Annotated in this window: 19 protein-coding genes and 2 pseudogenes; 11 read left to right on the forward strand and 10 right to left on the reverse strand. The window is 61.4% G+C overall.

The genetic code is table 11. The features are described 5' to 3' along the window. The first annotated feature begins 9 nt into the window (after positions 1-9). Positions 10-2,160 (forward strand): lipase family protein, encoded by a 2,151-nt coding sequence (locus PSFL_RS06455; protein WP_397469825.1) that lies wholly within the window; start codon positions 10-12, stop codon positions 2,158-2,160. 9 nt (positions 2,161-2,169) lie between these two features. Here PSFL_RS06455 and codA read toward each other — a convergent pair whose 3' ends face one another. The 8 genes from codA to PSFL_RS06495 all read right to left on the reverse strand — a co-directional run bounded on the left by codA (position 2,170) and on the right by PSFL_RS06495 (position 9,517). After that, positions 2,170-3,405 carry a cytosine deaminase gene (gene codA / locus PSFL_RS06460; protein ID WP_397469826.1) on the reverse strand — a complete coding sequence of 412 codons (1,236 nt, stop codon included), beginning with the start codon at positions 3,403-3,405 and terminating at the stop codon, positions 2,170-2,172. Positions 3,406-3,433: 28 nt separating this feature from the next. After that, a complete protein-coding gene (locus PSFL_RS06465; protein ID WP_169961222.1) occupies positions 3,434-4,633 on the reverse strand; it encodes a PucR family transcriptional regulator in 1,200 nt (399 codons plus the stop codon). Next, positions 4,630-5,898 carry a cytosine permease gene (gene codB / locus PSFL_RS06470; RefSeq protein ID WP_057959086.1) on the reverse strand — a complete coding sequence of 423 codons (1,269 nt, stop codon included), beginning with the start codon at positions 5,896-5,898 and terminating at the stop codon, positions 4,630-4,632. Before codB ends, PSFL_RS06465 begins: the two co-directional genes overlap by 4 nt. A gap of 205 nt (positions 5,899-6,103) precedes the next feature. Continuing rightward, positions 6,104-6,727, reverse strand: a complete 624-nt coding sequence (locus tag PSFL_RS06475) for an NUDIX hydrolase (RefSeq protein WP_169961221.1) — start codon at positions 6,725-6,727, stop codon at positions 6,104-6,106. Between the two features lie 118 nt (positions 6,728-6,845). Next, positions 6,846-7,202 (reverse strand): 6-carboxytetrahydropterin synthase QueD, encoded by a 357-nt coding sequence (gene queD, locus PSFL_RS06480; RefSeq protein WP_003190259.1) that lies wholly within the window; start codon positions 7,200-7,202, stop codon positions 6,846-6,848. Between the two features lie 141 nt (positions 7,203-7,343). Continuing rightward, positions 7,344-7,739 carry a hypothetical protein gene (locus PSFL_RS06485; protein ID WP_057438507.1) on the reverse strand — a complete coding sequence of 132 codons (396 nt, stop codon included), beginning with the start codon at positions 7,737-7,739 and terminating at the stop codon, positions 7,344-7,346. Positions 7,740-8,040: 301 nt separating this feature from the next. Next, on the reverse strand, positions 8,041-8,253 hold the full coding sequence (locus PSFL_RS06490; RefSeq protein ID WP_057439475.1) for a helix-turn-helix transcriptional regulator: 213 nt from the start codon (positions 8,251-8,253) through the stop codon (positions 8,041-8,043). Positions 8,254-8,437: 184 nt separating this feature from the next. Further along, positions 8,438-9,517 (reverse strand): patatin-like phospholipase family protein, encoded by a 1,080-nt coding sequence (locus PSFL_RS06495; protein WP_397469827.1) that lies wholly within the window; start codon positions 9,515-9,517, stop codon positions 8,438-8,440. Between the two features lie 159 nt (positions 9,518-9,676). On the opposite strand from PSFL_RS06495, the gene PSFL_RS06500 reads away from it, so the two are divergent. From PSFL_RS06500 to PSFL_RS06530, 7 genes are all read left to right on the forward strand, one after another. Further along, on the forward strand, positions 9,677-9,982 hold the full coding sequence (locus PSFL_RS06500; RefSeq protein WP_057439473.1) for a PepSY domain-containing protein: 306 nt from the start codon (positions 9,677-9,679) through the stop codon (positions 9,980-9,982). Beyond that, complete coding sequence (locus tag PSFL_RS06505) at positions 9,982-10,296, forward strand: PepSY domain-containing protein (protein WP_057439472.1); 315 nt, start codon at positions 9,982-9,984, stop codon at positions 10,294-10,296. Before PSFL_RS06500 ends, PSFL_RS06505 begins: the two co-directional genes overlap by 1 nt. Beyond that, positions 10,296-10,964 (forward strand): response regulator transcription factor, encoded by a 669-nt coding sequence (locus tag PSFL_RS06510; protein ID WP_057959091.1) that lies wholly within the window; start codon positions 10,296-10,298, stop codon positions 10,962-10,964. The genes PSFL_RS06505 and PSFL_RS06510 overlap by 1 nt, the downstream gene beginning before the upstream one ends. Beyond that, positions 10,961-12,280 carry a sensor histidine kinase gene (locus tag PSFL_RS06515; protein WP_057444136.1) on the forward strand — a complete coding sequence of 440 codons (1,320 nt, stop codon included), beginning with the start codon at positions 10,961-10,963 and terminating at the stop codon, positions 12,278-12,280. The genes PSFL_RS06510 and PSFL_RS06515 overlap by 4 nt, the downstream gene beginning before the upstream one ends. A 211-nt stretch (positions 12,281-12,491) precedes the next feature. Further along, a complete protein-coding gene (locus tag PSFL_RS06520; protein ID WP_057439471.1) occupies positions 12,492-13,445 on the forward strand; it encodes a TAXI family TRAP transporter solute-binding subunit in 954 nt (317 codons plus the stop codon). A 124-nt stretch (positions 13,446-13,569) separates the two neighbouring features. Beyond that, positions 13,570-15,597 carry a TRAP transporter permease gene (locus PSFL_RS06525; protein WP_057439470.1) on the forward strand — a complete coding sequence of 676 codons (2,028 nt, stop codon included), beginning with the start codon at positions 13,570-13,572 and terminating at the stop codon, positions 15,595-15,597. Continuing rightward, complete coding sequence (locus PSFL_RS06530; RefSeq protein ID WP_057439469.1) at positions 15,594-16,010, forward strand: DUF1850 domain-containing protein; 417 nt, start codon at positions 15,594-15,596, stop codon at positions 16,008-16,010. Before PSFL_RS06525 ends, PSFL_RS06530 begins: the two co-directional genes overlap by 4 nt. Before the next feature lie 6 nt (positions 16,011-16,016). Here PSFL_RS06530 and PSFL_RS06535 read toward each other — a convergent pair whose 3' ends face one another. Together PSFL_RS06535 and PSFL_RS06540 are read right to left on the reverse strand one after the other, a co-directional pair. Next, positions 16,017-16,772 (reverse strand): methyl-accepting chemotaxis protein, encoded by a 756-nt coding sequence (locus PSFL_RS06535; protein ID WP_374068247.1) that lies wholly within the window; start codon positions 16,770-16,772, stop codon positions 16,017-16,019. Between the two features lie 102 nt (positions 16,773-16,874). Next, positions 16,875-18,236 (reverse strand): annotated as a pseudogene (locus PSFL_RS06540) (HAMP domain-containing protein); the annotation flags it as partial. A gap of 165 nt (positions 18,237-18,401) precedes the next feature. On the opposite strand from PSFL_RS06540, the gene PSFL_RS06545 reads away from it, so the two are divergent. From PSFL_RS06545 to PSFL_RS06555, 3 genes and pseudogenes are all read left to right on the forward strand, one after another. Then, positions 18,402-19,721: a Na+/H+ antiporter family protein gene (locus PSFL_RS06545; protein WP_169961237.1), complete on the forward strand. Its 1,320-nt coding sequence runs from the start codon at positions 18,402-18,404 to the stop codon at positions 19,719-19,721. Positions 19,722-19,793: 72 nt separating this feature from the next. Further along, positions 19,794-20,615, forward strand: a pseudogene (locus tag PSFL_RS06550) (cache domain-containing protein); the annotation flags it as partial. A 102-nt stretch (positions 20,616-20,717) separates the two neighbouring features. Then, a complete protein-coding gene (locus PSFL_RS06555; RefSeq protein WP_397469840.1) occupies positions 20,718-21,473 on the forward strand; it encodes a methyl-accepting chemotaxis protein in 756 nt (251 codons plus the stop codon). Positions 21,474-21,811: the final 338 nt, after the last annotated feature.

A 21,811-nucleotide genomic window follows, 5' to 3' on the forward strand; every position in this document is an offset into this window, starting at 1 on the left:
AGTGAAGTCATGGAGTTGGAGGCATGGAAGCAGGAGTTTTTCAGTGACAAGATGCCGGCGTGCCCATTGCGAGGGCACTGGGTGAGTTTTTGTTTGGTCGATGAAACCGGCAATGGCAAGAATTATGGGGGGCTGCCGTACTCGTTCCATGACAGTGCCGGACAACAATACAGCGGTAGATTGAATGGAGAGGGCTTCGCCAAAATAACGGATTTTTACTGTGGTCCTGTGGTGCTTACGTTGGATGAACCCTATGCCGGGACAGAAGCACCGTATCACCGACTGACGACGCGCCTGACTTACAAACTACCCATCACCGAACTTCAGGTTCGCGCCGAACGCAGCGAGTTTTCTACCGGGGATGGCCAGCGTCTCGAGGGTAACCCAGCAAGGCGACAAGCCGATCGGTTCTACCAGGTCGAAGTGCGCGATCTGGTTCGCCATGTTGCCCACCTGCCACCGCTGGCGCCACGGTCTCACGGCCCCCAGCCACATGCCCTGAAAATGATGGCCGACCTTGGGTTTGGCCCACCCCAGCCCGAGTTGTCGGGCGTGGTGCTGTTCCCCAACCAGCACACGGCGCTGGAAGTCCGACCCCTGCGGGCACTGCGCCCGATGCTGTCGAGGGACGACGAATTCTGTGCCTTGAACCTGTACCAACTGGCATTGATGGCGACCTTGAGTTACTGCCGTTTTGGCCAGGAGCCGGCCACTCACCCGCAAGATGAAGTCCATTTTCCTCTGGACCCCAGCATCGGCCATCTATTTGCTGAAAAACTCGCGGGGTATCAGCAGGCCTGGAGGGTCGATGCCGAGCAAGTCCGGCGTTTTTACCCGCTGTATGAGGATGTCCCATACTCGCGGCGTTTCGAGATCCTGCCCTTCGACCCTCAGTTGTATCCGCAGAACAGTCCGCAGCTGGAGGCGAGGCAGGAGCATCCGGCACGCTTGCATTTTTTCGATGACGAAGAGCAGGGTACGGATACCCAGGCCTTTATCAGCCATCACGATGAAGTGGTACTGATTGCGGTGCGGGGCACGGCCAGTGCGGCGGATGGCCTGCGTGACGCGAATGCCCACCAGGTACCTTTCGCGGACGGCATCGGTAAGGTCCATGAAGGCTTTTACCAGGCGTACCGTGCCTTGCGTGACTTTGTATTGCGCTATCTGGATCAGTTCTACAGCGGCCAACGCATCGTGATTTGTGGCCACAGCCTGGGTGGGGCAATCGCTTTGTTGCTGGCCGAGGGACTGCGCCGGGTCAAGGATGCCGACTACAACGTGCTGCTGTACACCTACGGTGCCCCGCGCGCCGCCGATGCTGAATTCACAGGGGGAGCGGCTGCCCTGGTTCACCATCGTATCGTCAACCACAATGATCCGGTCCCCAGCGTGCCGGCGACCTGGATGAACACCACGGCCAAGCTATGGGTGCCGGGCGCCGTGACCTTATTCGGCGCGCCCGCGCCGGGAGGCCTGTTGTTTGCTGCGGGGCTGGTGCGGCTCGGTGGCCAGCCCTATCGGCATCACGGCGAGCAGCAACACTTCATGCCGATCATCCTGGCGGACGGCACACAGTCCTCGGTGCTGTGGCAGCCCGGTTGTGCGTCGGTGCAGGAGGCGGCGTGTAATCACGCTTTGCGTTTGCACGGCGATATGCCCGAGCGTGACAACCTGCTCAAGCAACTGTTCCAGGCCAGCCAGCACTTCATGGTCGCCAGCTACGTGCCGGCGGCGTGGGCCACGTTACGCCGCTGGCAACAGACACTGGATACCCGCGGCTCCCTGGTGACGGCACGGGAATACGCATTGATCGACCACGCGCTGAGCACCCTGCGCCGACAACTGCAGGACAAACGGCTTGAGCTGCACCGTCGCAGCCCGGCGAACGGACGCGGCCATGAGCATTACGATGCCTTGACCGCTGAAATCGACCGATTGCAAACCAGTCGCCAGCGTCTGGAAAGCCTGCGCTGGCGCCGTGTGGAAGGGCGCGATGTATACGGCAGTCACGCTTCATCCTCAAACCTGCAACCCAGCCTGGCTCGTTGGTTCAGCCACCCGGAAAACCATGAGTTGCCCCAGGTGGCAAGCATCCCGCCGGCCTTCGAGGGCGATCGGGACAAGGGCCAGACACTGGACCTGGACTCGATCGTTTAGCCTCGCGGGTTACAAAAATGTCACCTGCGCTGGCTGGCGTTTCATCAACACTTTGCCGTTGCGGATCGAATACAGCGCCAGGCCCTGGCTGCGAATGACTTCATAGTCGCTGTTTGCCGACAGGATCAGCAGGTTCGCCGGTCGCCCGGGCTCCAGGCCGTAGCGGTCGCCCAGGGCCATGGCTTTGGCGCTGTTGTCGGTGACCAGGTCCAAGGCCCTTTGCAGGTTGCTGTAGCCGAGCATATGGCAGATATGCAGCCCGGCCTCGAGCACACGCAGGATATTGCCGTTGCCCAGTGGGTACCAGGGATCGACGATGGAGTCCTGGCCAAAGCAGACGTTCATGCCGGCCTCCAACAGTTCGTTGACCCGGGTCACACCCCGGCGTTTCGGGAAGTTGTCGAAGCGGCCTTGCAGGTGAATGCTTTCGGTGGGGCAGGAAACAAAACTGATGCCCGAGTGGCCCAGCAGGCGGAACAGCTTGGCGCAGTAGGCATTGTCGTAGGAACCCATGGCCGTGGTGTGGCTGGCGGTGACCCGGCTGCCCATATCGCGACTGCGGGCTTCTTCGGCCAGCACTTCGAGGAAGCGCGAGTGCGGGTCGTCGGTTTCATCGCAATGCACGTCGACCAGGCAGCCGGTGCGTTCGGCCAGGTCCATAAGGAACTTGACCGAGCTGACCCCTTGGTCGCGGGTGTACTCGAAATGGGGAATACCGCCCACCACATCGGCGCCCAGGCGAATGGCTTCTTCCATCAGTTCGCGGCCATTGCGGTAGGACTCGATGCCTTCCTGGGGAAACGCCACGATCTGCAGGTCGATCAGGTGGCCGCTCTCCTGGCGGACTTCGAGCATGGCCTTGAGTGCGGTCAAGTCCGGGTCGGTGACGTCGACATGGGTGCGCACATGCTGGATACCATGGGCCGCCAGGGCCTGGATGGTCTGCTTGGCGCGGTTCTTGGTGTCCTCCTGGGTGATGGTGGCCTTGCGCTCGCCCCAGCATTCGATCCCTTCAAACAGCGTCCCGCTCATATTCCAGCGCGGCTCGCCGGCGGTGAGGGTGGCGTCGAGGTGGATATGTGGCTCGACAAATGGCGGTACCACCAGGTTGCCAGCGGCGTCCAAGTCGTCCGGCCCCAGGGTCGGCGCGGCGGTTTGTGGGGTAATGCTGGCGATCCGGCCATGTTCCAGGTGCAGATCATGCAGGCCTTCACGGTTGCGCAGGCGGGCGTTGATGATATGCATGGGCAAGTTCCTCTTGGGCAAAAAGCAATCAGGCAGACAGCCGCCAGATCATCAGCGCGACGCCGATGTCCAGACGGTCATTGGGGTTGTCCAGCGACAGCCCGCACAGGGCCTCGATGCGCTGGACGCGATGGGTCAGGGTGTTGCGGTGGACCGCCAACCGCAGGGCAGCAGCCACAAGGTTACCATTGTCCAGGAACCACGCTTGCAGGGTCGGCATCAGGCTCGGGCCGTGACGTTGATCATGGCGCAGCAGGGGCCCCAGGCGTTCCTGGAGAAACTGGTCGAGCAACCCGCGATCGCGCACTGCGCTCAGTAGCTTCAGCACCCCGAGTTCATCGTAGACACAGATACCGGCATGTTCACCAAAGCGCCGGGCGACCGCCAGCGCCTGGCGCGCTTCATCCAGGGCCTGGGCCAGGCCGGCTGGCGGATGTTTTGCCGCGCTCAAACCGATGCACAGCTTCAGCGGGGCCAGGCGCAGGTTCAGGGGCCTGAGCCAGTTTGCCAGGCGTTGCCGGTTGTCATCGGTGGGCAGTAGCAAGGTCCACTGCCCAGCCCTGCCGAGCACGGGCAGACGCGAAGGATGCTCGGCGGCGAACTGGCGCAATCGGCGAGTAATGCCATCGTGCTGGCGGGCCAACTGGGCTTCGGCATCCGCGGCCGCGGTTTGGGCAAATAGCGCGTCGCCACCGTCCAGTTGCAACTGCACCACTTGCCAATCCCCGTCCAGCGGCATGCCCAGCTGGCTGGCGCGATGCAGGAGCAGGTCGAGGGACTGATAGTCGCCCGCCAACAGGCGCTCCAGCACCTCATGCCGTGAGCGTCCGAGTTGCTCGGCCTCGATCAGCGCGGAGCCGATGGCCTGGGTCACCAGGACCATCTTCAGGGAATAAGGCTGTTCGATCAGCGGCATGCCGACGGCGTCGGCAGCTTCCAGCAGCCCAGGGGGGATTGCCTGGATGTAAGCCGGCCCGGTCAGGATCACCAGGCCGGCGACTTGCCGCGCGCAGGCTTCGTCGAGCAAGCGCAAAAGGTTGGCCTCGTCACGGGGATGGTTGATGCCGGTGACGAACACCAGTTCGCCGCCCAGCACCCACTCGGCAATACCGCTGTTCTCGGCTACATAAGGCCAGCGCACGCCATTATCCAGGCCTGCGCTACCCGCCCGCAGGCTCATGCACTCCAGCCCCGGCAGGGCCAGTACATCCGCCACCGTCAGGCTCATGCCTGGGCGTCAGCCGATGGCACCCGCACCCGCAGGACGGCGGTGAGCGCGATGTAGGTAGCGGCCGCAGCGATAATCCCCACCAGTGGCGCAACCCACGGTGAGCTGAACGCCAGCACCGTACCCACGGCATAGGCAATCAGCCCCGGCCAATTGAAGGCCGGCAAGCGCACATCTGCCAGCCGTGGATAGTGGCCGCGGTAGCGATAGAAAAAGTCGGCCATGATCACCCCGCCAATCGGTGGGATCACCGTGCCCAGCAAAATCAGGTAGGGCACCAGCATGTCGTACATACCCAGCAAGGCAAGCAGGGTGCCTATCACTGCGCCGACCAGAGTCACGGTCTTGCGGCGCCTGGTGCGCAGCAGGTTGCAGCCGGCGACGGCAAAGTTGTAGATGGTGTTGTCCTGGGTACTCCAGATATTGAGCAGCAGCATGGCCATCGCCGCCATGGCGAAACCTTGCAGCAGTAACACCTCCACCACATCCGGTTGCTGATAGACGATGGCGCCGTAGGCACCGATCAGCACCATCAGGCCGTTGCCGACAAAAAAGCCGATCAGGCTGGCCAGCACCGCCACCTTGGCCGAGCGGGAAAAGCGCGTCCAGTTGGTGGCCTGGGTGGCACCGCTGACAAAGGTGCCAAACACCAGGGTAATGGCCGTGGACAAATCCAACTCACTGCTGGGCACCACGGCGAGCAAACCTTCCAGCCCGCCGACTTTTACCGTGGCCACCCACATCGACAGCAACAACAGCAGGCCCATGGCCGGGACTGCAATGTAAGAGAGAATTTCCAGCCCCCGATAGCCCACGTAGGCCGTGGCGCAGAACGCCAGGCCGAACAACACCATCAGTGCCAGTACGCTGCCCTGGCTCAACTCGAAATACTTGCCCAGCACCACGGCCGCCGTGGCGGTGCCCCAGGCGTACCAGCCAATCTGGGTGAAACCCAGGATCAGGTCACTCAACTTGCTGCCCACTTCGCCAAAGCAGAAACGCCCCATCAGCACCGAGTTCAAGCCGCTCTTGAAGGCGATGTACCCCAGGCCTGCGGCGTAGATACCCAACAGCAGGTTACCCAGGGCCACGACCCCGAGCATCTGGGTAAAACTGAAGGCCACCCCCAGCTTGCCGCCAGCAAACATGGTCGCGGTAAAAAAGGTGAAGCCCAGCAACACCATGGCCGTGGAGCCAAGGCCCTTGCGTGCATGCATGGGCACTTCGCTGAGAGGGTAATCGTTGCCCGGTTCGTTCTGCGTCATGTGCCGTTCCCCTGTGAGTGACGCAGGGCCTGTTGCAGCGCCCGTGCCAACTGCCGGGCAGTGATGGGTGCACGGTGGGAGCTGTGCAGGTTGCACAATATTTGGGGGTGGGTAGGGCAGGGAGGCGGGATGGCTTGTGGATTGTGCCCAGCCCGGCACTAAAGTGGTGCGGCGGTGATACAAATGGGATCACCGGTCCAGGGTGTCAGTCGAACAGGGTCTGGGTGATTTCCCCACGGTGAAAGGCGAAGGCTGCTTCAAGATCACTTTCGATGGTGCGGCCGCGTGACAGGGGCGGCAGGTTGTCGAGGCTGAAGAAGCCGACGTCGGTGGTTTCAAGCCCGACCGTTGGGGCGGTCTGATTTGTCCGGTCACAGAGAAAGTACAACTTGTAGAAGTCCCTTACATCGGGTGTGTACGGACCTTTGGCTTTGTGAGTAATGCTGTAGAGCACTCGTGCCGTGACGGTCAGCCCGGCTTCTTCGTGGATTTCCTTAATCACGTTCTCGGCCGCTGAAAAACCGACATCCGCAAATCCACCGGGGAGCGCCCAACAACCGTCCGTTGCCTCGCGCACCAGCAGGATGCGATCGCCTTCGATCACTGCACCTCTCACATCAATCAATGGCGTTGAGTAGCGTTGTGCGAAGTCCGAGACTAGGCCAGTAATACTTTCCAGAGGCACGTTACCCAACTGTGCGAGCATCGAGTGGGCGATATGGGCGATTTCCTCAAGGTGCTCACGGTCAAATTCGTTTTTGCAAAAATGCAACGCGGTAGAGGCCAGTGCCTGCAAACGCTTGGCCTGTGCCAGCCAGGTGGATTCCATGGTGTGGTTCCTTGGTTTGCTTCAAAACCTGGTTTTATTCGCTGCTATCGTCGAGGGCAAGCCAGGGATGGAGCAATCCATGGCTAGGGAGGTGTCCCCTCGGTTTTGTAGAGGTGCTTTATTCACCGCGATAAATACAGCCACTGGTGCAGGTCTCATGGATACGAATGGCGCTGAGTTCCGGCAACAACGGCTTCAGCTCATTCCAGATCCACTTGGCCAGTACTTCGCTGGTAGGGTTTTCCAGGCCGGGGATGTCGTTGAGGTAGTTGTGGTCGAGGCGCTCATAGAGCGGCTTGAAAATCGCCTTGATCTCCGAGAAATCACGGATCCAGCCGGTATGCGGATCGAGGTCGCCGCTCAGGTGGATGGCCACCTTGAAGGAGTGGCCGTGCAGGCGCCCGCATTTGTGGCCTTCGGGGACGTGGGGCAGGCGGTGGGCGGACTCGAATGTAAACTCTTTGAAAATTTCCACGGTATGACCTGTAAGGCAGGAGTTTCTAGGGCTGTGTGCGATTGTCAGTGTGGGGTGAGCGCTTTATGGGCCCAGGTGACCGACTTGGCGCGCATTCTAACCTGTTTTATCGGGCAACCAGGCGGAGTGCGTAAAGCGCTGTTACTCCTGGGACCATAACGTTGTACTGACCTTGACCCCATCCCCACACGGCAATGAGCGCTGCGACCCTCGGCGCTCCAGTTCGGCATACGCACGGGCACACTGCACCTGGCTTTGGGCGGCGGCGTTATCAATGCTGATATTGCCGGTGGTTTCAGACACCAGGTTGCCGTTTTTCTCCAACCGGATCAGTGGCCGTTCGGGCTGCACTTCAAAGCGACTTTTCGTCGGTTCGGTGCTCAGTGCCAGGTCGGTGGGGGCTGCCGGCAACTGATCTTCGGTGACGCCATAGCGCGTGAGAAGCGAAAGGTTGGGCAAGTCCTGCGCGCTTGCCTGGGCTGCTGCCAGAAGCAGGAACATGCCAAGGCTGTACATTTTTTTGCGATTAGAATGCATGGTTGTATCTTTCCAAAGTTGTTTCCTGGTGGGCTGGATTGAAGAACAACTTATTATTATCGCAACCACGTTTAGGGCAGGGTGTATCCAGCCAGAAAGAAGAGCCGTGGCGGTTGCCGAACTGCGTACCTGGTTCATAAACCTTGAACGAGGAAGGGCTGAAACTGGTGTTACTGCAACCAGTAATCAGGGCGGTAGTGACGAGGCCCAGGAACTTTATGGGTTTCATAAGGGGGAGGTCCGCGTTGAATTTATCAGTGTTTTACAGGGTTGCCCGCAAGCCAGGCAGCTCATTCCAGGGCTAGGCTTCTTCGCTCTCGAACTCCAGCAAGTCGCCTGGCTGGCAATCCAGGGCGATACACAGCTTGTTCAGGGTTTCGAGTTTAACGCCTTTGATCTTTCCGTTTTTCAATAGCGATAGATTGGCTTCGGTAATCCCAATGGCATCTGCCAGTTGGTTGGAGCGAATCTTCTTCTTCGCCATCATGACGTCCAATCGAATGATGATTGTCATGGGTTAGATGATGCTTTTGTTTTCATCGTCGATAACTTTTGATTCGGCCACTGTTAATGAGAATGCACACAGAAAGATGCCTTGTATGATCGCATACATAGCGCCGGATGATACACCCACGGTAAGGGTGAACGTACGCTCGCCGGGCGCTACGCCAATTTGCGGAAAAATAAGGCCTGGTGGCTCAGAGCGCAATCAAGCGCTCACCCAATCGGCCACTATCGGCCAGTTCAAGGAACTCATCGCCCAGCCGCTGGCTTTCACTCATCGCGGTTTGCCAGTACTGATTGCGTCGCGCGTCATCCCCCATAAAGCGCTTGAAGTCGCTGCGATCCGGCAATTTGCCGTGGGGCAGGCGGGCCAGGTAGTCCCGTGAGGGGGCCACCAGCAACACATCCTGCAGACCCTGTGGGCTACTGCGCCGCCACGGCAGACTCTTGTCGAACCAGCCGGGGATGACTCGATCAGTGAAGTGCGGATACAGCACAACGTCATCGCCGTGGTAGGGCAGGTCGAGGTGGTAGTCCAGCAGGCCACCATCGCGATAGGTGCCGGCACCGGCGCCCGGCAAGTCGCGTACGCCTTGCATCACCATGGGGATCGAACCGGACGCCAGCAGGGCCTGGCGCAGGTTGCCCGGTTCCAGGGCGAGAAAGCGCGAAGGGAAATCCGTGAGCGGGTGCAGTGGCGGCGCCTGGCGCGGGTCGTGGATGATCAGCCGTTCAAAATGCCGGGACAGCCGTGCACGGCCGCGCAGGTTATCGGCGATCACCGAGGACAGGCCCAGGCCCAGGCGCCCTCGGTGATCGTCGGCCAACAGGCCATGGCTTTTGACCACGACTATATTCAGGCGATAGTGCGGGTTATCCAATAGCGACGCATCGCGCCCGGCCAGCAGGTCGTCGAGCATGCGCTGGCAGCTCTGGCTGACCTCGGCCATGGTCACACCCTTGGCAAAGCGTTGCTCGTTGTAAAGGCGCCCGAGGTCGAGCAGGCCCTGTACCGGATCCGGCAGGCAGGCACTGGCAAAGCGCCAGGAACCGATCGACGCGCCGATCAGCGCACGCTCGCGGGGGGCACGCGCCAGCCAGTCACCAAACAGCGCCAGGTCCAGACCCTGAATGCCCAGGGCCTTGGGACCACCGGCCGCGCCGGGCAGAATCCCCACATCGGCAGGCTGGAGGCCTTGTTCGCGAATGCGTGCAAAAGCGCGTTGGCCAGCCTTGAGCGTCAGGGCTGGGAACTTGATGTGAATGGCCGTCATACCGATCTCTGTGCAGGCGAGCCGGGCAGTATAGGAAATATTCCCCGGAGCCTGGCAAGGTGTTGTGGGACAATTGCCATGGTGGCAATTCAGTTTCAGTTAAGTTGCGACCCGTACTGTGGGGGCCGTAGGCAAAACATCCTGAAATGGAGAACGATCATGAAAACCCTCACAATTATCACCGCCAGTATCATCGCCCTCACCAGCGGCCTGGCCCAGGCGCGGGACCTGGGGCCGGATGAAGCGCTGAAATTGCGTGACGCTGGTACCATCCAGTCTTTCGAGAAGCTCAATGCCGCCGCCCTGGCCAAGCACCCAGGTGGCACGGTGCATGAAACCGAGCTGGAGCAGGAATACGGCAAGTATATTTACCAGGTTGACCTGCGCGATGCCCAAGGCGTCGAGTGGGATGTGGAATTGGACGCTGTCACCGGGCAAGTCCTCAAGGATCATCAGGATACGTAATGAAGGTAAATCTACGCACCGGCAGTCGACTGGCGCTGGTGCTCCTGGCCTTTTGCTCGGTGGTGGCTGCCCGGGACCTCAACCAGGATGAAGCCCTGGAATTGCGTCAGCAAGGGGTGATCCTGTCCCTGGAGCAACTGCTGCAGCAGGCCATGGCGCGGCATCCCGGTGCCAGGTTGCTGGAGGCTGAGCTTGAGAGCAAACACGGCAGTTACGTCTATGAGGTGGAGCTGGTGACCACCGATGGCGTGGTCCGGGAAATCAAACTGGACGCGACCACCGGCGCGCTGCTTAAAGACGAGGAAGATGACTGATGCGCCTGCTTCTGGTGGAAGACCACGTACCGTTGGCTGATGAACTGATGGCCGGGCTGAAAGCCCAGGGCTATGCCGTGGATTGGCTGGCGGACGGTCGCGATGCGGTGTATCAGGGGCGCAGCGAGCCGTATGACCTGATCATCCTCGATCTGGGCCTGCCTGGCTTGCCGGGGCTTGAGGTGCTGAGCCAGTGGCGCGCCGCCGCGCTGGCGACCCCGGTGTTGATCCTCACCGCCCGCGATTCCTGGGCCGAGCGCATCGCAGGGCTCAAGGCCGGGGCCGACGATTACCTGAGCAAGCCGTTCCACCCCGAGGAGTTGTACCTGCGCATCCAGGCCTTGCTGCGCCGTTCCCATGGCCAGGCCAACCAGCCGACCTTGCAGGCGGCGGGCTTGCACCTGGATGAAGGCCGTCAGTGCGTGATGCGCGACGGTGCCGAGGTGCAACTGACCGCTGCCGAGTTTCGCCTGCTGCGCTACTTCATGCTGCATCCCGAACAAATCCTTTCCAAAAGCCATCTGGCCGAGCACCTGTATGACGGCGAGACCGAGCGCGACTCCAATGTCCTCGAGGTCCACGTCAACCATCTGCGGCGCAAGCTCGGGCGCAGCGTGATTGAAACCCGGCGTGGCCAGGGTTATCGCTTTGGCGCCAGCCCCGCGTGAGGTCGATCCAGCGGCGGCTGAGCCTGGGGCTGATCAGCGTGATGGTGATCGTCGGCCTGGTGCTGGCGCAGACCAGCCTGTGGCTGTTCGAAGTGGGTCTGCAACGCTACCTGGAAGCGGGTCTGCGCAACGACAGCGAAAACCTGCTGGTGGCCCTGGTGCGTGGGCCCGGCGGCGTGCAACTGGATGAGCAGCGCTTGTCACCGGCCTATCAACGGCCGTTTTCCGGGCACTATTTCCGTATCGACTTCGGCGACAACCACTGGCGCTCCCGTTCATTGTGGGACCAGGAACTGCCGCAACTGCCCCAGGCCGGCCTGAAGGGCAACCTGCAATTGGGCCCGGAAGGCCAGCAACTGCTGGTCCTGCGATCGGACTACAAGCGTTTTGGCCAGTCGATTTCCATCAGCGTGGCCCAGGACTACACGCCCGTGCGGGAAAGTTTTCGCCTGATGCGCCAGGTCGGCTTGGTCCTCGGGCTGGCGGCGTTGCTGCTGATCCTGATCCTGCAACGGGTCACCGTACGCCGGGCCCTGCGCCCGCTGGAAACTGCGCGCGAGCAGATTGCACAGCTGCAACAAGGCCAGCGCTCGCAACTGGATACCCAGGTGCCGGCGGAGCTGGAGCCGCTGGTGGCACAGATCAACCACCTGTTGGCCCATACCGAAGACAGCCTCAAACGCTCGCGCAACGCCCTGGGTAACCTCGGCCATGCCTTGAAGACCCCGCTGGCGGTATTGTTGAGCGTGGCTTCCAGCGAGCAGCTCAAGGACCAGCCGCAATTGGCCAAGTTGTTGCGCGAGCAGTTGCAGCAGGTGCAGCAACGGCTCAACCGCGAACTCAACCGCGCGCGCCTGGCCGGTGAAACCCTGCCCGGCGCGCTGTTCGACTGCGACAGCGAACTGCCGGGCCTGCTGGCGACCCTGAACATGATCCACGGCGAGCACCTGGAGTTGAGCTACCAGGTTCGCCCCGGCCTGCAACTGCCCTGGGACCGCGAAGACTTGCTGGAGCTCTTGGGCAACCTGCTGGACAACGCCTGCAAATGGGCGGATGCCGAGGTGCGTTTGAGCATTGAGCAGACCCCGGAGTGTTTTCAACTGATCGTCGAAGATGACGGCCCGGGTATTCCCGAGTCCCAGCGTGACCAGGTTTTCAGTCGTGGCACCCGCCTGGATGAACAGACCGCTGGTCATGGCCTGGGGCTGGGCATCGTGCGCGATATTGTCGATGTATGGGGCGGTACATTGCAGTTGCAAGAGAGCCCACTGGGCGGGCTCAAAGTGTTGATCGAACTGCCCCGGCGCCAAACCTGACTGGCGGATACGCGCGCCGATTTGCAACAAGACTTTTCTTACAGAACCTGGCTCGCGCAATTTCGCTTATAACAGCCACCACGCAGGCCGTGTGGAACAGGTGAAAGGCACCCTGGTTTTTTCTCTGTTTCGGCCACGGCAGTTGCTATAGCCCTCGCCAGCCGGTCACGCGGCTGCTCGGCACCTAACAAGAAAGATAAAAGGTGAACCCATGCAAATGACCAAACGCTTGAGCCTGTTTGCTGCTGCCGCAGCCCTTGTCGCCAGTTCCTCGGCACTCGCCGCCCCAACCTTTATCAATGTACTGACCGGTGGCACCAGCGGCGTGTATTACCCGATTGGGGTGGCATTGTCACAGCTGTACAGCAACGGTATAGACGGATCGAAGACCTCGGTGCAGGCCACCAAGGCGTCGGTGGAAAACCTCAACCTGCTGCAAGCCGGTCGCGGCGAGCTGGCCTTTGCCCTCGGTGACTCGGTCGCCGATGCCTGGAATGGCGTGCAAGACGCCGGCTTCAAGGCACCCTTGAAAAAACTGCGGGCGATTGCCGGCACCTACCCCAACTACATCCAGATCGTCGCCAGCAAGGAGTCTGGCATCACCACCCTGGAGGATCTGAAAAACAAGCGTATCTCCGTCGGCGCGCCGAAATCCGGCACCGAGCTGAACGCCCGCGCCATCTTCAAGGCTGCTGGCCTGAGCTACGAAGACATGGGCAAGGTCGAGTTTCTGCCGTACGCCGAGTCGGTCGAGTTAATCAAGAACCGCCAGTTGGATGCCACCCTGCAGTCCTCGGGCCTGGGCATGGCGGCGATCCGCGACCTGGCCGCGACCCTGCCAATAACCTTCGTTGCCATTCCGGCGGATATCACGGCGAAGATCGATAACGCTGCCTACCAGGGCGCGGTGATCCCGGCGGGCACTTATGACGGTCAGGACAGCGATGTAGCGACCGTGGCCATCACCAACATCCTGGTCAGCCATGACGGCGTGACCGATGAGGTGGCCTACCAGATGACCAAGCTCATGTTCGACAACCTCGATCGTCTGGGTAACGCCCACTCGGCGGCCAAAGATATCAAGTTGCAAGGTGCGGCCAAGGGCCTGCCTATCCCACTGCATCCGGGCGCCGAGCGTTTCTACAAGGAAGCGGGCGCACTGTAAGGCCCAGGTGGGTGCGGTGCGCGGTGCCAAGCGCTGCGCGCTGTGCCAGAGCGGTGAATAGCCCGGCGCGCACAACGCGCCAGGCTTGTTGGCATGTCGATGTTGTAACGTGGGAGTGACCTGCATGAGTGAGCAAGACCAAGGCCTTGCCGCCAGTCCCAGGGATTGGCCGCGAGCGCTGTTCTATGTCGCGCTGTTGTTTTCCGTCTTCCAAATCATCACCGCGGCCTTCCATCCGGTCTCCAGCCAGATTCTGCGGGCCGTGCATGTGGGCTTTCTGTTGTTGGTGGTGTTTCTGTGTTTCCCGGCGCGTGGCAATGCTCAGCCCTGGCAGCCGATGGCCTGGCTGCTGGGGCTGGCCGGAATGGCCACGGCGTTCTACCAGTGGTATTTCGAAGCCGACTTGATTCAACGCTCTGGCGACCTGACCGATAGCGATTTGGTCATCGGCCTGTTGCTGATTGTGCTGGTGTTTGAAGCGGCGCGGCGGGTGATGGGGATTGCCCTACCGTTGATCTGTGCGCTGTTCCTGGCCTACGGCCTGTTCGGCCAGTACCTGCCGGGCGATCTGATGCACCGCGGCTATGCCATCGACCAGATCGTCAACCAACTGGCCTTTGGCACCGAGGGGCTGTATGGCACGCCGACCTATGTATCGGCCACGTACATCTTCCTGTTTATCCTGTTCGGTGCGTTCCTTGAACAGGCCGGGATGATCAAGCTGTTCACCGATTTCGCCATGGGCCTGTTCGGCCACAAAGTCGGTGGCCCGGCCAAGGTTTCCGTGGTGTCGTCGGCGCTGATGGGCACCATCACCGGTTCGGGGGTGGCCAACGTGGTCACCACCGGCCAATTCACCATCCCGTTGATGAAGCGCTTCGGCTACAAGTCGGCGTTTGCCGGTGGCGTGGAAGCGACCTCGTCGATGGGCAGCCAGATCATGCCGCCGATCATGGGCGCAGTGGCCTTTATCATGGCCGAGACGATCAACGTGCCGTTCTTCGAGGTGGCCAAGGCCGCGCTGATTCCGGCCATGCTGTACTTCGGCTCGGTATTCTGGATGGTTCACCTGGAAGCCAAGCGCTCCAACCTGCGTGGCCTGCCCAAGGACGAATGCCCGAACCCCTGGGCCGCGGTGAAGCAGCGCTGGTACCTGTTGATTCCGCTCTTTGTGCTGATCTACCTGCTGTTCTCCGGGCGCACGCCGCTGTTCTCCGGCATGGTCGGCCTGGCCCTGACGTCCATTGTGATTCTCGGCTCGGCGATCATCCTGCGGGTCTCGTCCAAGGTGATGCGTTTTGTCTTCTGGATCGTCCTGGGTCTGCTTTGCGCGGGCTTCTTCCGGCTCGGTATCGGCATGGTGTTCGGGGTGGTGGCGCTGCTGGTGGCGGTGTGCTGGTTTATCAAAGGCGGCCGCGACACCCTGACCATCTGCCTGCATGCACTGGTAGAGGGCGCACGGCACGCGGTGCCGGTGGGGATCGCCTGCGCCCTGGTGGGGGTGATTATCGGTGTCGTGTCGCTGACCGGGGTGGCTTCCACCTTTGCCGGCTACATCCTTGCCATTGGCCAGGACAACCTGTTCCTGTCGCTGGTGCTCACCATGCTCACTTGCCTGGTGCTGGGCATGGGGATTCCGACCATTCCCAACTACATCATCACCAGTTCGATCGCTGCACCGGCACTGCTGGACCTCGGCGTACCGCTGATTGTCTCGCATATGTTCGTGTTCTATTTCGGCATCATGGCCGACCTCACACCGCCGGTGGCATTGGCCTGTTTCGCGGCGGCACCGATTGCCAGGGAGAGCGGCCTGAAGATCAGCTTTTGGGCGGTACGCATCGCGGTGGCGGGGTTCGTTGTGCCGTTTATGGCGGTGTACGAGCCGGCGCTGATGCTGCAGGGCGATAGCCTGCTGGCCACACTGTATGTGGTGGCCAAAGCGTTGCTGGCCATTGGTATCTGGGGCGCGGTATTTACCGGCTACTTGCAAGCCAGGCTGAGTTGGTGGGAGCGCCTGCTGGGCTTCTTCGCCGGTGGTAGCCTGATTCTGGCGACGCCGTTAAGCGATGAAATCGGCTTCGTCATGGTGGGGCTGTTGATCGCACAGCACTGCTGGCGGGCCCATCGTGCCCAGGCGGCCACTGCGTGATCGGTCTGTGTCTGGGCTTGGCGGGCGCGGTATGGGCACAAGTGCCTACGCCTGTGTTCACCCTGGCCTGGACGCATACGATTGAGAAAGTGCGCTGGGAAGAGGATTACCGTGTAACGCCTGAGGGCCTGGTGTTGGGCGAGGCGCGGGTCAAGGGTTCCGGGGCCGGTATGGAGATCCCGCACGGCGCCGAACTGCGTGAGGGCAGTTGGCATTACCAGCGTCAGTTGCCACCCTTGCAGCCCCTGCGCCTGGGCCGCACCCCCGAGGCCGGGGATTATCAACTGTGTTTCAACCAGCAGTGCCAGTGGCTGAGTGCCTGGCTCGGCCCGCCCCAGGCGAGCCAGCCGGCGGTAGAGCTGTGGGGGTGTGAGCTGGAGGTTGCGTCCAGCCCCCGGCCCCGCACCTTTTAACCGCGATCAGACCCGGAACTGGTCCATCAACCCCTGTTGCTGATTGGCCAGGCTATTGAGCGTCTGGCTGACCCGCGCCGATTCATTGGCTTGTTCCGACAGCGACTCGGTCACATCACGAATCGTCGCCACGTTGCTGTTGATCTCCTCGGCCACCGCGCTTTGCTGCTCGGCGGCGCTGGCGATCTGCAGGTTCATGTCGCTGATCACCGTCACCGCATCGCCGATCTGGCGCAATGCCGTGACGGCCTGGCCGACCTGTTCGACACTGCCTTGGGCCTGGCGATGGCTGTTGCTCATGGAACTCACCACTTCCTGGGTGCCGTTTTGCAACTGTTCGATCACCTGGCGGGTTTCTTCCACCGACTCCTGAGTGCGCCGTGCGAGGTTGCGCACCTCGTCCGCCACCACCGCAAAACCACGCCCGGCTTCACCGGCACGGGCGGCTTCAATGGCGGCGTTGAGGGCCAGCAGGTTGGTTTGTTCGGCAATCGCGCGGATCACTTCCAGCACTGAACCGATCTGCTCGCTATTGGCTGCCAGACCTTCGACCTGGGCCATCGCCGTGCTCATGTCGGCAGCCAGGTGGCCGATGCTGGTGGTGGTGCGGTCGATCACCGTCAGGCCTTCGCGGGTGGCCTGGTCGGCATCCCGTGCAGCGTGTGCCGCCTGGGCGGCGCTGCGGGCGACATCCTGGGCGGTGGCGCTCATTTCGTGGGAGGCGGTGGCCACCTGATCCACCTGGCGGTACTGCTGCTCCATGCCGGCACTGGTCTGGCTGGCGATTGCCGCTGATTGGTCGGCGGTGCTGCGCGCGTCCTGCACCGAGCGTTTGACCTCGGCAATGATCGGTTGCAGTTTGTCGAGGAAGCGGTTGAACCAACTGGCCAGTTCGCCCAGTTCGTCGCGCTTGTCGTAGGCCAGGCGCCGGGTCAGGTCGCCTTCGCCGCTGGCGATATCTTCCAGCATATGGGCCACGCCGAGGATCGGCCGGGTGACACTGCGGGCCATCAGCCACACCAGCAGCAAACCGACGATGGCGGCGAGCAGGCCCAGGCCCAGTTCCAGCAGGGTGCCTTTGGTGTTGTCGGCATCCAGCTCGGCCTTGAGGGTTTCGGCGGGGCCGATCAGGACTTTTTCCGGCACATCCAGCAACACGCCCCAGGACTTGCCATTGGGAATGGGCTGGAAGGGTGCCAGCACCTTGAGTTGATGGTCGGTACGCAGGCTGTAGGTCTGGGTGCTGCTGGCCATGGCGCTGATCAGTTGTGCGCCGCTGGCGGTATCCACACTGTCCAGGCGCTGGCTGAGCTTGCTCGCATCCGGGCTGTAGCCGGCCAGCAAACCCACCGGGCTGATGATGCTGACGTTGGTCTGGCCGTCATACAGCTCGCGGCTGGCATTCTGGCTGACTGCCTGCAGGCTGTTGAGGTTGATGTCCACCGACAGCGAGGCGATGACTTTGCCATTGGCCATGAGCGGGAACACGATGCTGGTCAGCAAGACGTTGTGCCCGTCGATCACATAGAAGTACGGCTCGATCACACACGGCTTGAGGGTCGTGCGTGGGCAGGTGAACCAGGTGTTGGCCTTCTCGCCGCTGGGGCCGACGCTGGTGTCGGACATATCGCTTTCCGGCAGCGCCATCGAGGTCAGGGTGCCGGGTGTCGGCTGCGACCAGTACAGGGCAAAGCGTCCCTTTTCATTGCTGCCCAGTTCCGCTTGGCCGGCGAACAGCTCATCCTTGCCATCCAGGGCATTGGCTTCAAAGACCAGGGACAGGCCCAGCAGGTCCGGGTTGGCTTGCAGGGCGGCCTTGACCTGGCGGGTCAGGTCTTCACGCAGGTCGAAGGCATCGAGGAAGCGTTTTTCGGCCTGTTCGCGCAAAAACAGCACCTGGCGCGAAAAGCCATGGCCATATTGGTAGGCGTCCATAAATTGCTGGCGGATGCCCAGCGCCTGCACTTCACCCTGGGCTTCGATGCGCGATTGGGCTGCAACATTAAGCATCTGTGTGCTGGAGGTCTGGACCCGTTGTGAACTCTGGTCCATCCGATACAGCGAAAGACCCACCAGCAGGGTCACGATGCCCAACAGACAAAGGCCGGCGAGGAGGGTGATTTTCCATTGAATGGACAGCTGCCTGAGCGACATGGAGATCCTTAACCTTTCGTTGCGACAGAGATAATCCACTCTATCGGCCGCGGGTTGTTTTTCTTTATTCATACGTTCAATTGAATCTATTCGCGACGTCGTTCTTTGACATGGCGCGCCGGCTGCTGCAAAGTGCGCGGCCTCTAATAAAACTCCCTTTCTGCGTGTGCCGTGGTCGACATCTGGCCGGGGCGCCGGCGCGTGTTGTGTTTATATTTCTGTCTTGAGGTAACCATGATTAACGCAGTAATCGCCGCGGTCGGCACCATGCTCGTGCTCAGCCTGTCCCGCGTGCATGTGGTCATCGCGATCATCGTGGGTGCCCTGGTCGGCGGTTTGACCGGTGGCCTGGGGATCGACGCGACGCTCAGCGCGTTCAACAGCGGCTTGGGCGGCGGTGCCACGGTGGCGTTGTCTTACGCATTGCTCGGTGCTTTCGCGGTGGCGATTGCCAAGTCCGGCCTGGCCCATGCCCTGGCGGACAAGGCCCTGCTGCTGGTGGGCCGCCAGGACGCCACTGGCGGCAGTTCTGTCAAATGGCTGCTGATCTGCCTGCTGGGAGCGGTGGCGATTGCCTCGCAGAACATCCTGCCGATCCATATCGCCTTTATCCCGCTGCTGGTACCGCCGCTGCTGTATGTGCTGACCAAGTTGCAGATTGACCGGCGCCTGATCGCCTGCGTCATGACCTTCGGCCTGATCACCCCGTACATGTTCCTGCCGGTGGGCTTCGGCAATATCTTCCTCAACCAGATCCTGCTGGCCAATGTCGCCAAGAGCGGGGTGGATATCAGCCAGGTCAACGTTACCCATGCCATGGGTATTCCGGCGCTGGGCATGGTGTTCGGCCTGTTGGTGGCGGTGTTTATCAGCTACCGCAAAAAGCGCATCTACGACCTGCAGAAGATCGAGCGGGTCGAGCAAGTGGCGGTGCAGTACAACCCGCTGACCCTGCTGGTCGCCGGGCTGGCCATTGCTTCGGCTTTTATTATCCAGTTGTGGCTGGACTCGATGATCATCGGTGCTCTGGCGGGTTTCCTGATCTTCTCGGTATCGGGCATCGTGCGCTGGCGCGACACCGATGATCTGTTCACCGAAGGCATGAAAATGATGGCGATGATCGGCTTCATCATGATCGCGGCGTCGGGGTTTGCTGAAGTGCTCAAGGCCACCGGCCAGGTACAGACGCTGGTGCAGGCTTCGGCCGAATTCATCGGCCACAGCCGTGGCGTGGGTGCGCTGTTGATGTTGCTGGTAGGCCTGCTGGTGACCATGGGCATCGGTTCGTCGTTTTCCACCGTGCCGATCCTCGCGGCGATTTTTGTACCGCTGTGTGTGCAACTGGGGTTCAGCCCGCTGGCCATTGTCTGCATCGTCGGCACCGCCGGGGCCCTGGGCGATGCCGGTTCGCCTGCGTCCGACTCTACCCTGGGGCCGACCTCGGGTTTGAACATCGACGGCCAGCACCACCATATCTGGGACACCGTGGTCCCGACCTTCCTGCACTACAACCTGCCGTTGCTGGTGTTCGGCTGGTTTGCCGCGATGACCCTGTAACAAGCAGATTCCTACAGTTTTCTCCTTTAGGGCCGTTAACCTCGTAACGTTGCCCTACAAGAGAGAAGATCCATGCGTCTGAGTCTGAAGGCCAAAGTCCTGTCCCTCGCTGTACTGCCAGTGTTGTTGTTTGCCGTGGTCATCAGCCTGACCACCGTGTGGATCCTCAAGGAACAGGCGCGCACCGAGGTGGCCGAAACCCGCCAGCGCCTGCTCAACAACGCCAAGGCCACCCTGCAAAGTTATGTCGAAGTGGCGATGACCACCATCAAGCCGCTGTACGACGCCGCAGCCCCCGGCGATACGGAGGCGCGGGCGCAGGTGGTCAAGCTGTTGTCCAACACAACCTACGGCAAGGACGGCTATTTCTTCGGCTACGACTCCGAAACCATCCGCCTGTTCAAGGGCAACAGCCCCGACGGCGTGGGCAAAAGCTTCAAGGACAACCGTGACCCCAACGGCGTCTACGTCAACCGCGACCTGGTCAAGGTCGGCAAGGACGGCACCCACTACCTGCAATACAGCTCGACCCAGCCGGGGCAAACCGAACTGGTGCCCAAGCTCGGCTACACCGAGTACCTGCCCAAGTGGGACATGGTGATCGGTACCTCGGTCAACCTCGACGGTATCGAGGCCCTGGTCAGCGAAGTCGAAGCCAAGGTCAACGAGCGCATGGAAGGGGTGTTGTTGAGCATTGTCGGCATCGCCGTAATCCTGCTGTTGCTGATCGCTGCAGCGGGCATGCTGCTGGCCAATACCATCCTGCGCCCCTTGCACCTGATGAAAGCCAACCTCGACGATATCGCCGCCGGTGAGGGCGACCTGACCCGGCGCCTGGCAATCACCAGCCAGGACGAGTTGGGTGAACTGGCCGGCTCGTTCAATCGGTTTGTCGATAAGATCCACGGCCTGGTACGCCAGATCACTGACATGACCTCGCAACTGACCGGGCTGGTCAGCCAGGTGTCCGAGCAGGCCCATCGTTCGGAGCAGGCCATGGAACGCCAACGTCAGGAAACCGACCAGGTGGCGACGGCGATCAATGAAATGTCGTCTGCCGCCCATGAAGTGGCCCGAAGTGCCCAGGGCGCGGCCGTGGCGGCGCAGCAGACCGACGCCGAAGGCCAGGCCGCCAAGCGCGTGGTGGATGGCAGCATCGCGCAGATTCATGCGTTGGTGAATGACATCCGCAGCAGTGGCGTGTCCCTGGATAGCCTGCAACAGGACGTGTCGTCGATTGTCAGCGTGCTTGGGGTGATCCGCTCGATTGCCGAGCAGACCAACCTGCTGGCCCTCAACGCCGCCATTGAAGCCGCCCGTGCCGGTGAAGCCGGGCGTGGCTTTGCGGTGGTGGCCGATGAAGTCCGCGCACTGGCCAGCCGCACCCAGCAAAGTACCCAGGAAATCCAGGGCATGATCGACCGCCTGCAAAAGGGCACCGAGGCGGCCGTGGAGTCCATGCGCCGCTCCAGCGATGCCGGCGACGGCACCTCGGCCCAGGCCAACGAAGCCGGGGCGTCCCTCGATACCATGGCGCAACTGATCGGGACCATCAACACGATGAACGCGCAGATCGCCAGTGCTGCAGAAGAGCAAACCGTCGTGGCCGAAGAGATCAACCGCAGCGTGCATCAGATTGCCGTGGCGGTGGACAGCGTGGCGGACGAGACCCAGCAGGGCGCACAGACCTCCCGCAGCCTGGCGGAACTGGGGCAGCGGTTGGGGCAGTTGGTGGGGCAGTTCAGGATCTGATCTGGCAATTGCGGTGCTGGTTCTGGCCTCATCGCAGGCAAGCCAGCTCCCACACTTGATCGGTGAACATGGTCAAAATGTGGCGGTTGCTGGGGTAGTTCGGGATCTGATCTGGCAATTGCGGTGCTTGATCTGGCCTCATCGCAGGCAAGCCAGCTCCCACACTTGATCGGTGAACATGGTCAAAATGTGGCGGTTGCTGGGGTAGTTAGGGATCTGATCTGGCAATGGCGGTGCTGGTTCTGGCCTCATCGCAGGCAGGCCAGCTCCCACACTTGATCGGTGGACATGGTCAAAATGTGGGAGTTGCTGGGGTAGTTAGGGATCTGATCTGGCAA

Origin of the sequence: Pseudomonas sp. DD1, assembly GCF_044510355.1 — a bacterium.
GTDB classification, from domain to species: domain Bacteria; phylum Pseudomonadota; class Gammaproteobacteria; order Pseudomonadales; family Pseudomonadaceae; genus Aquipseudomonas; species Aquipseudomonas shahriarae.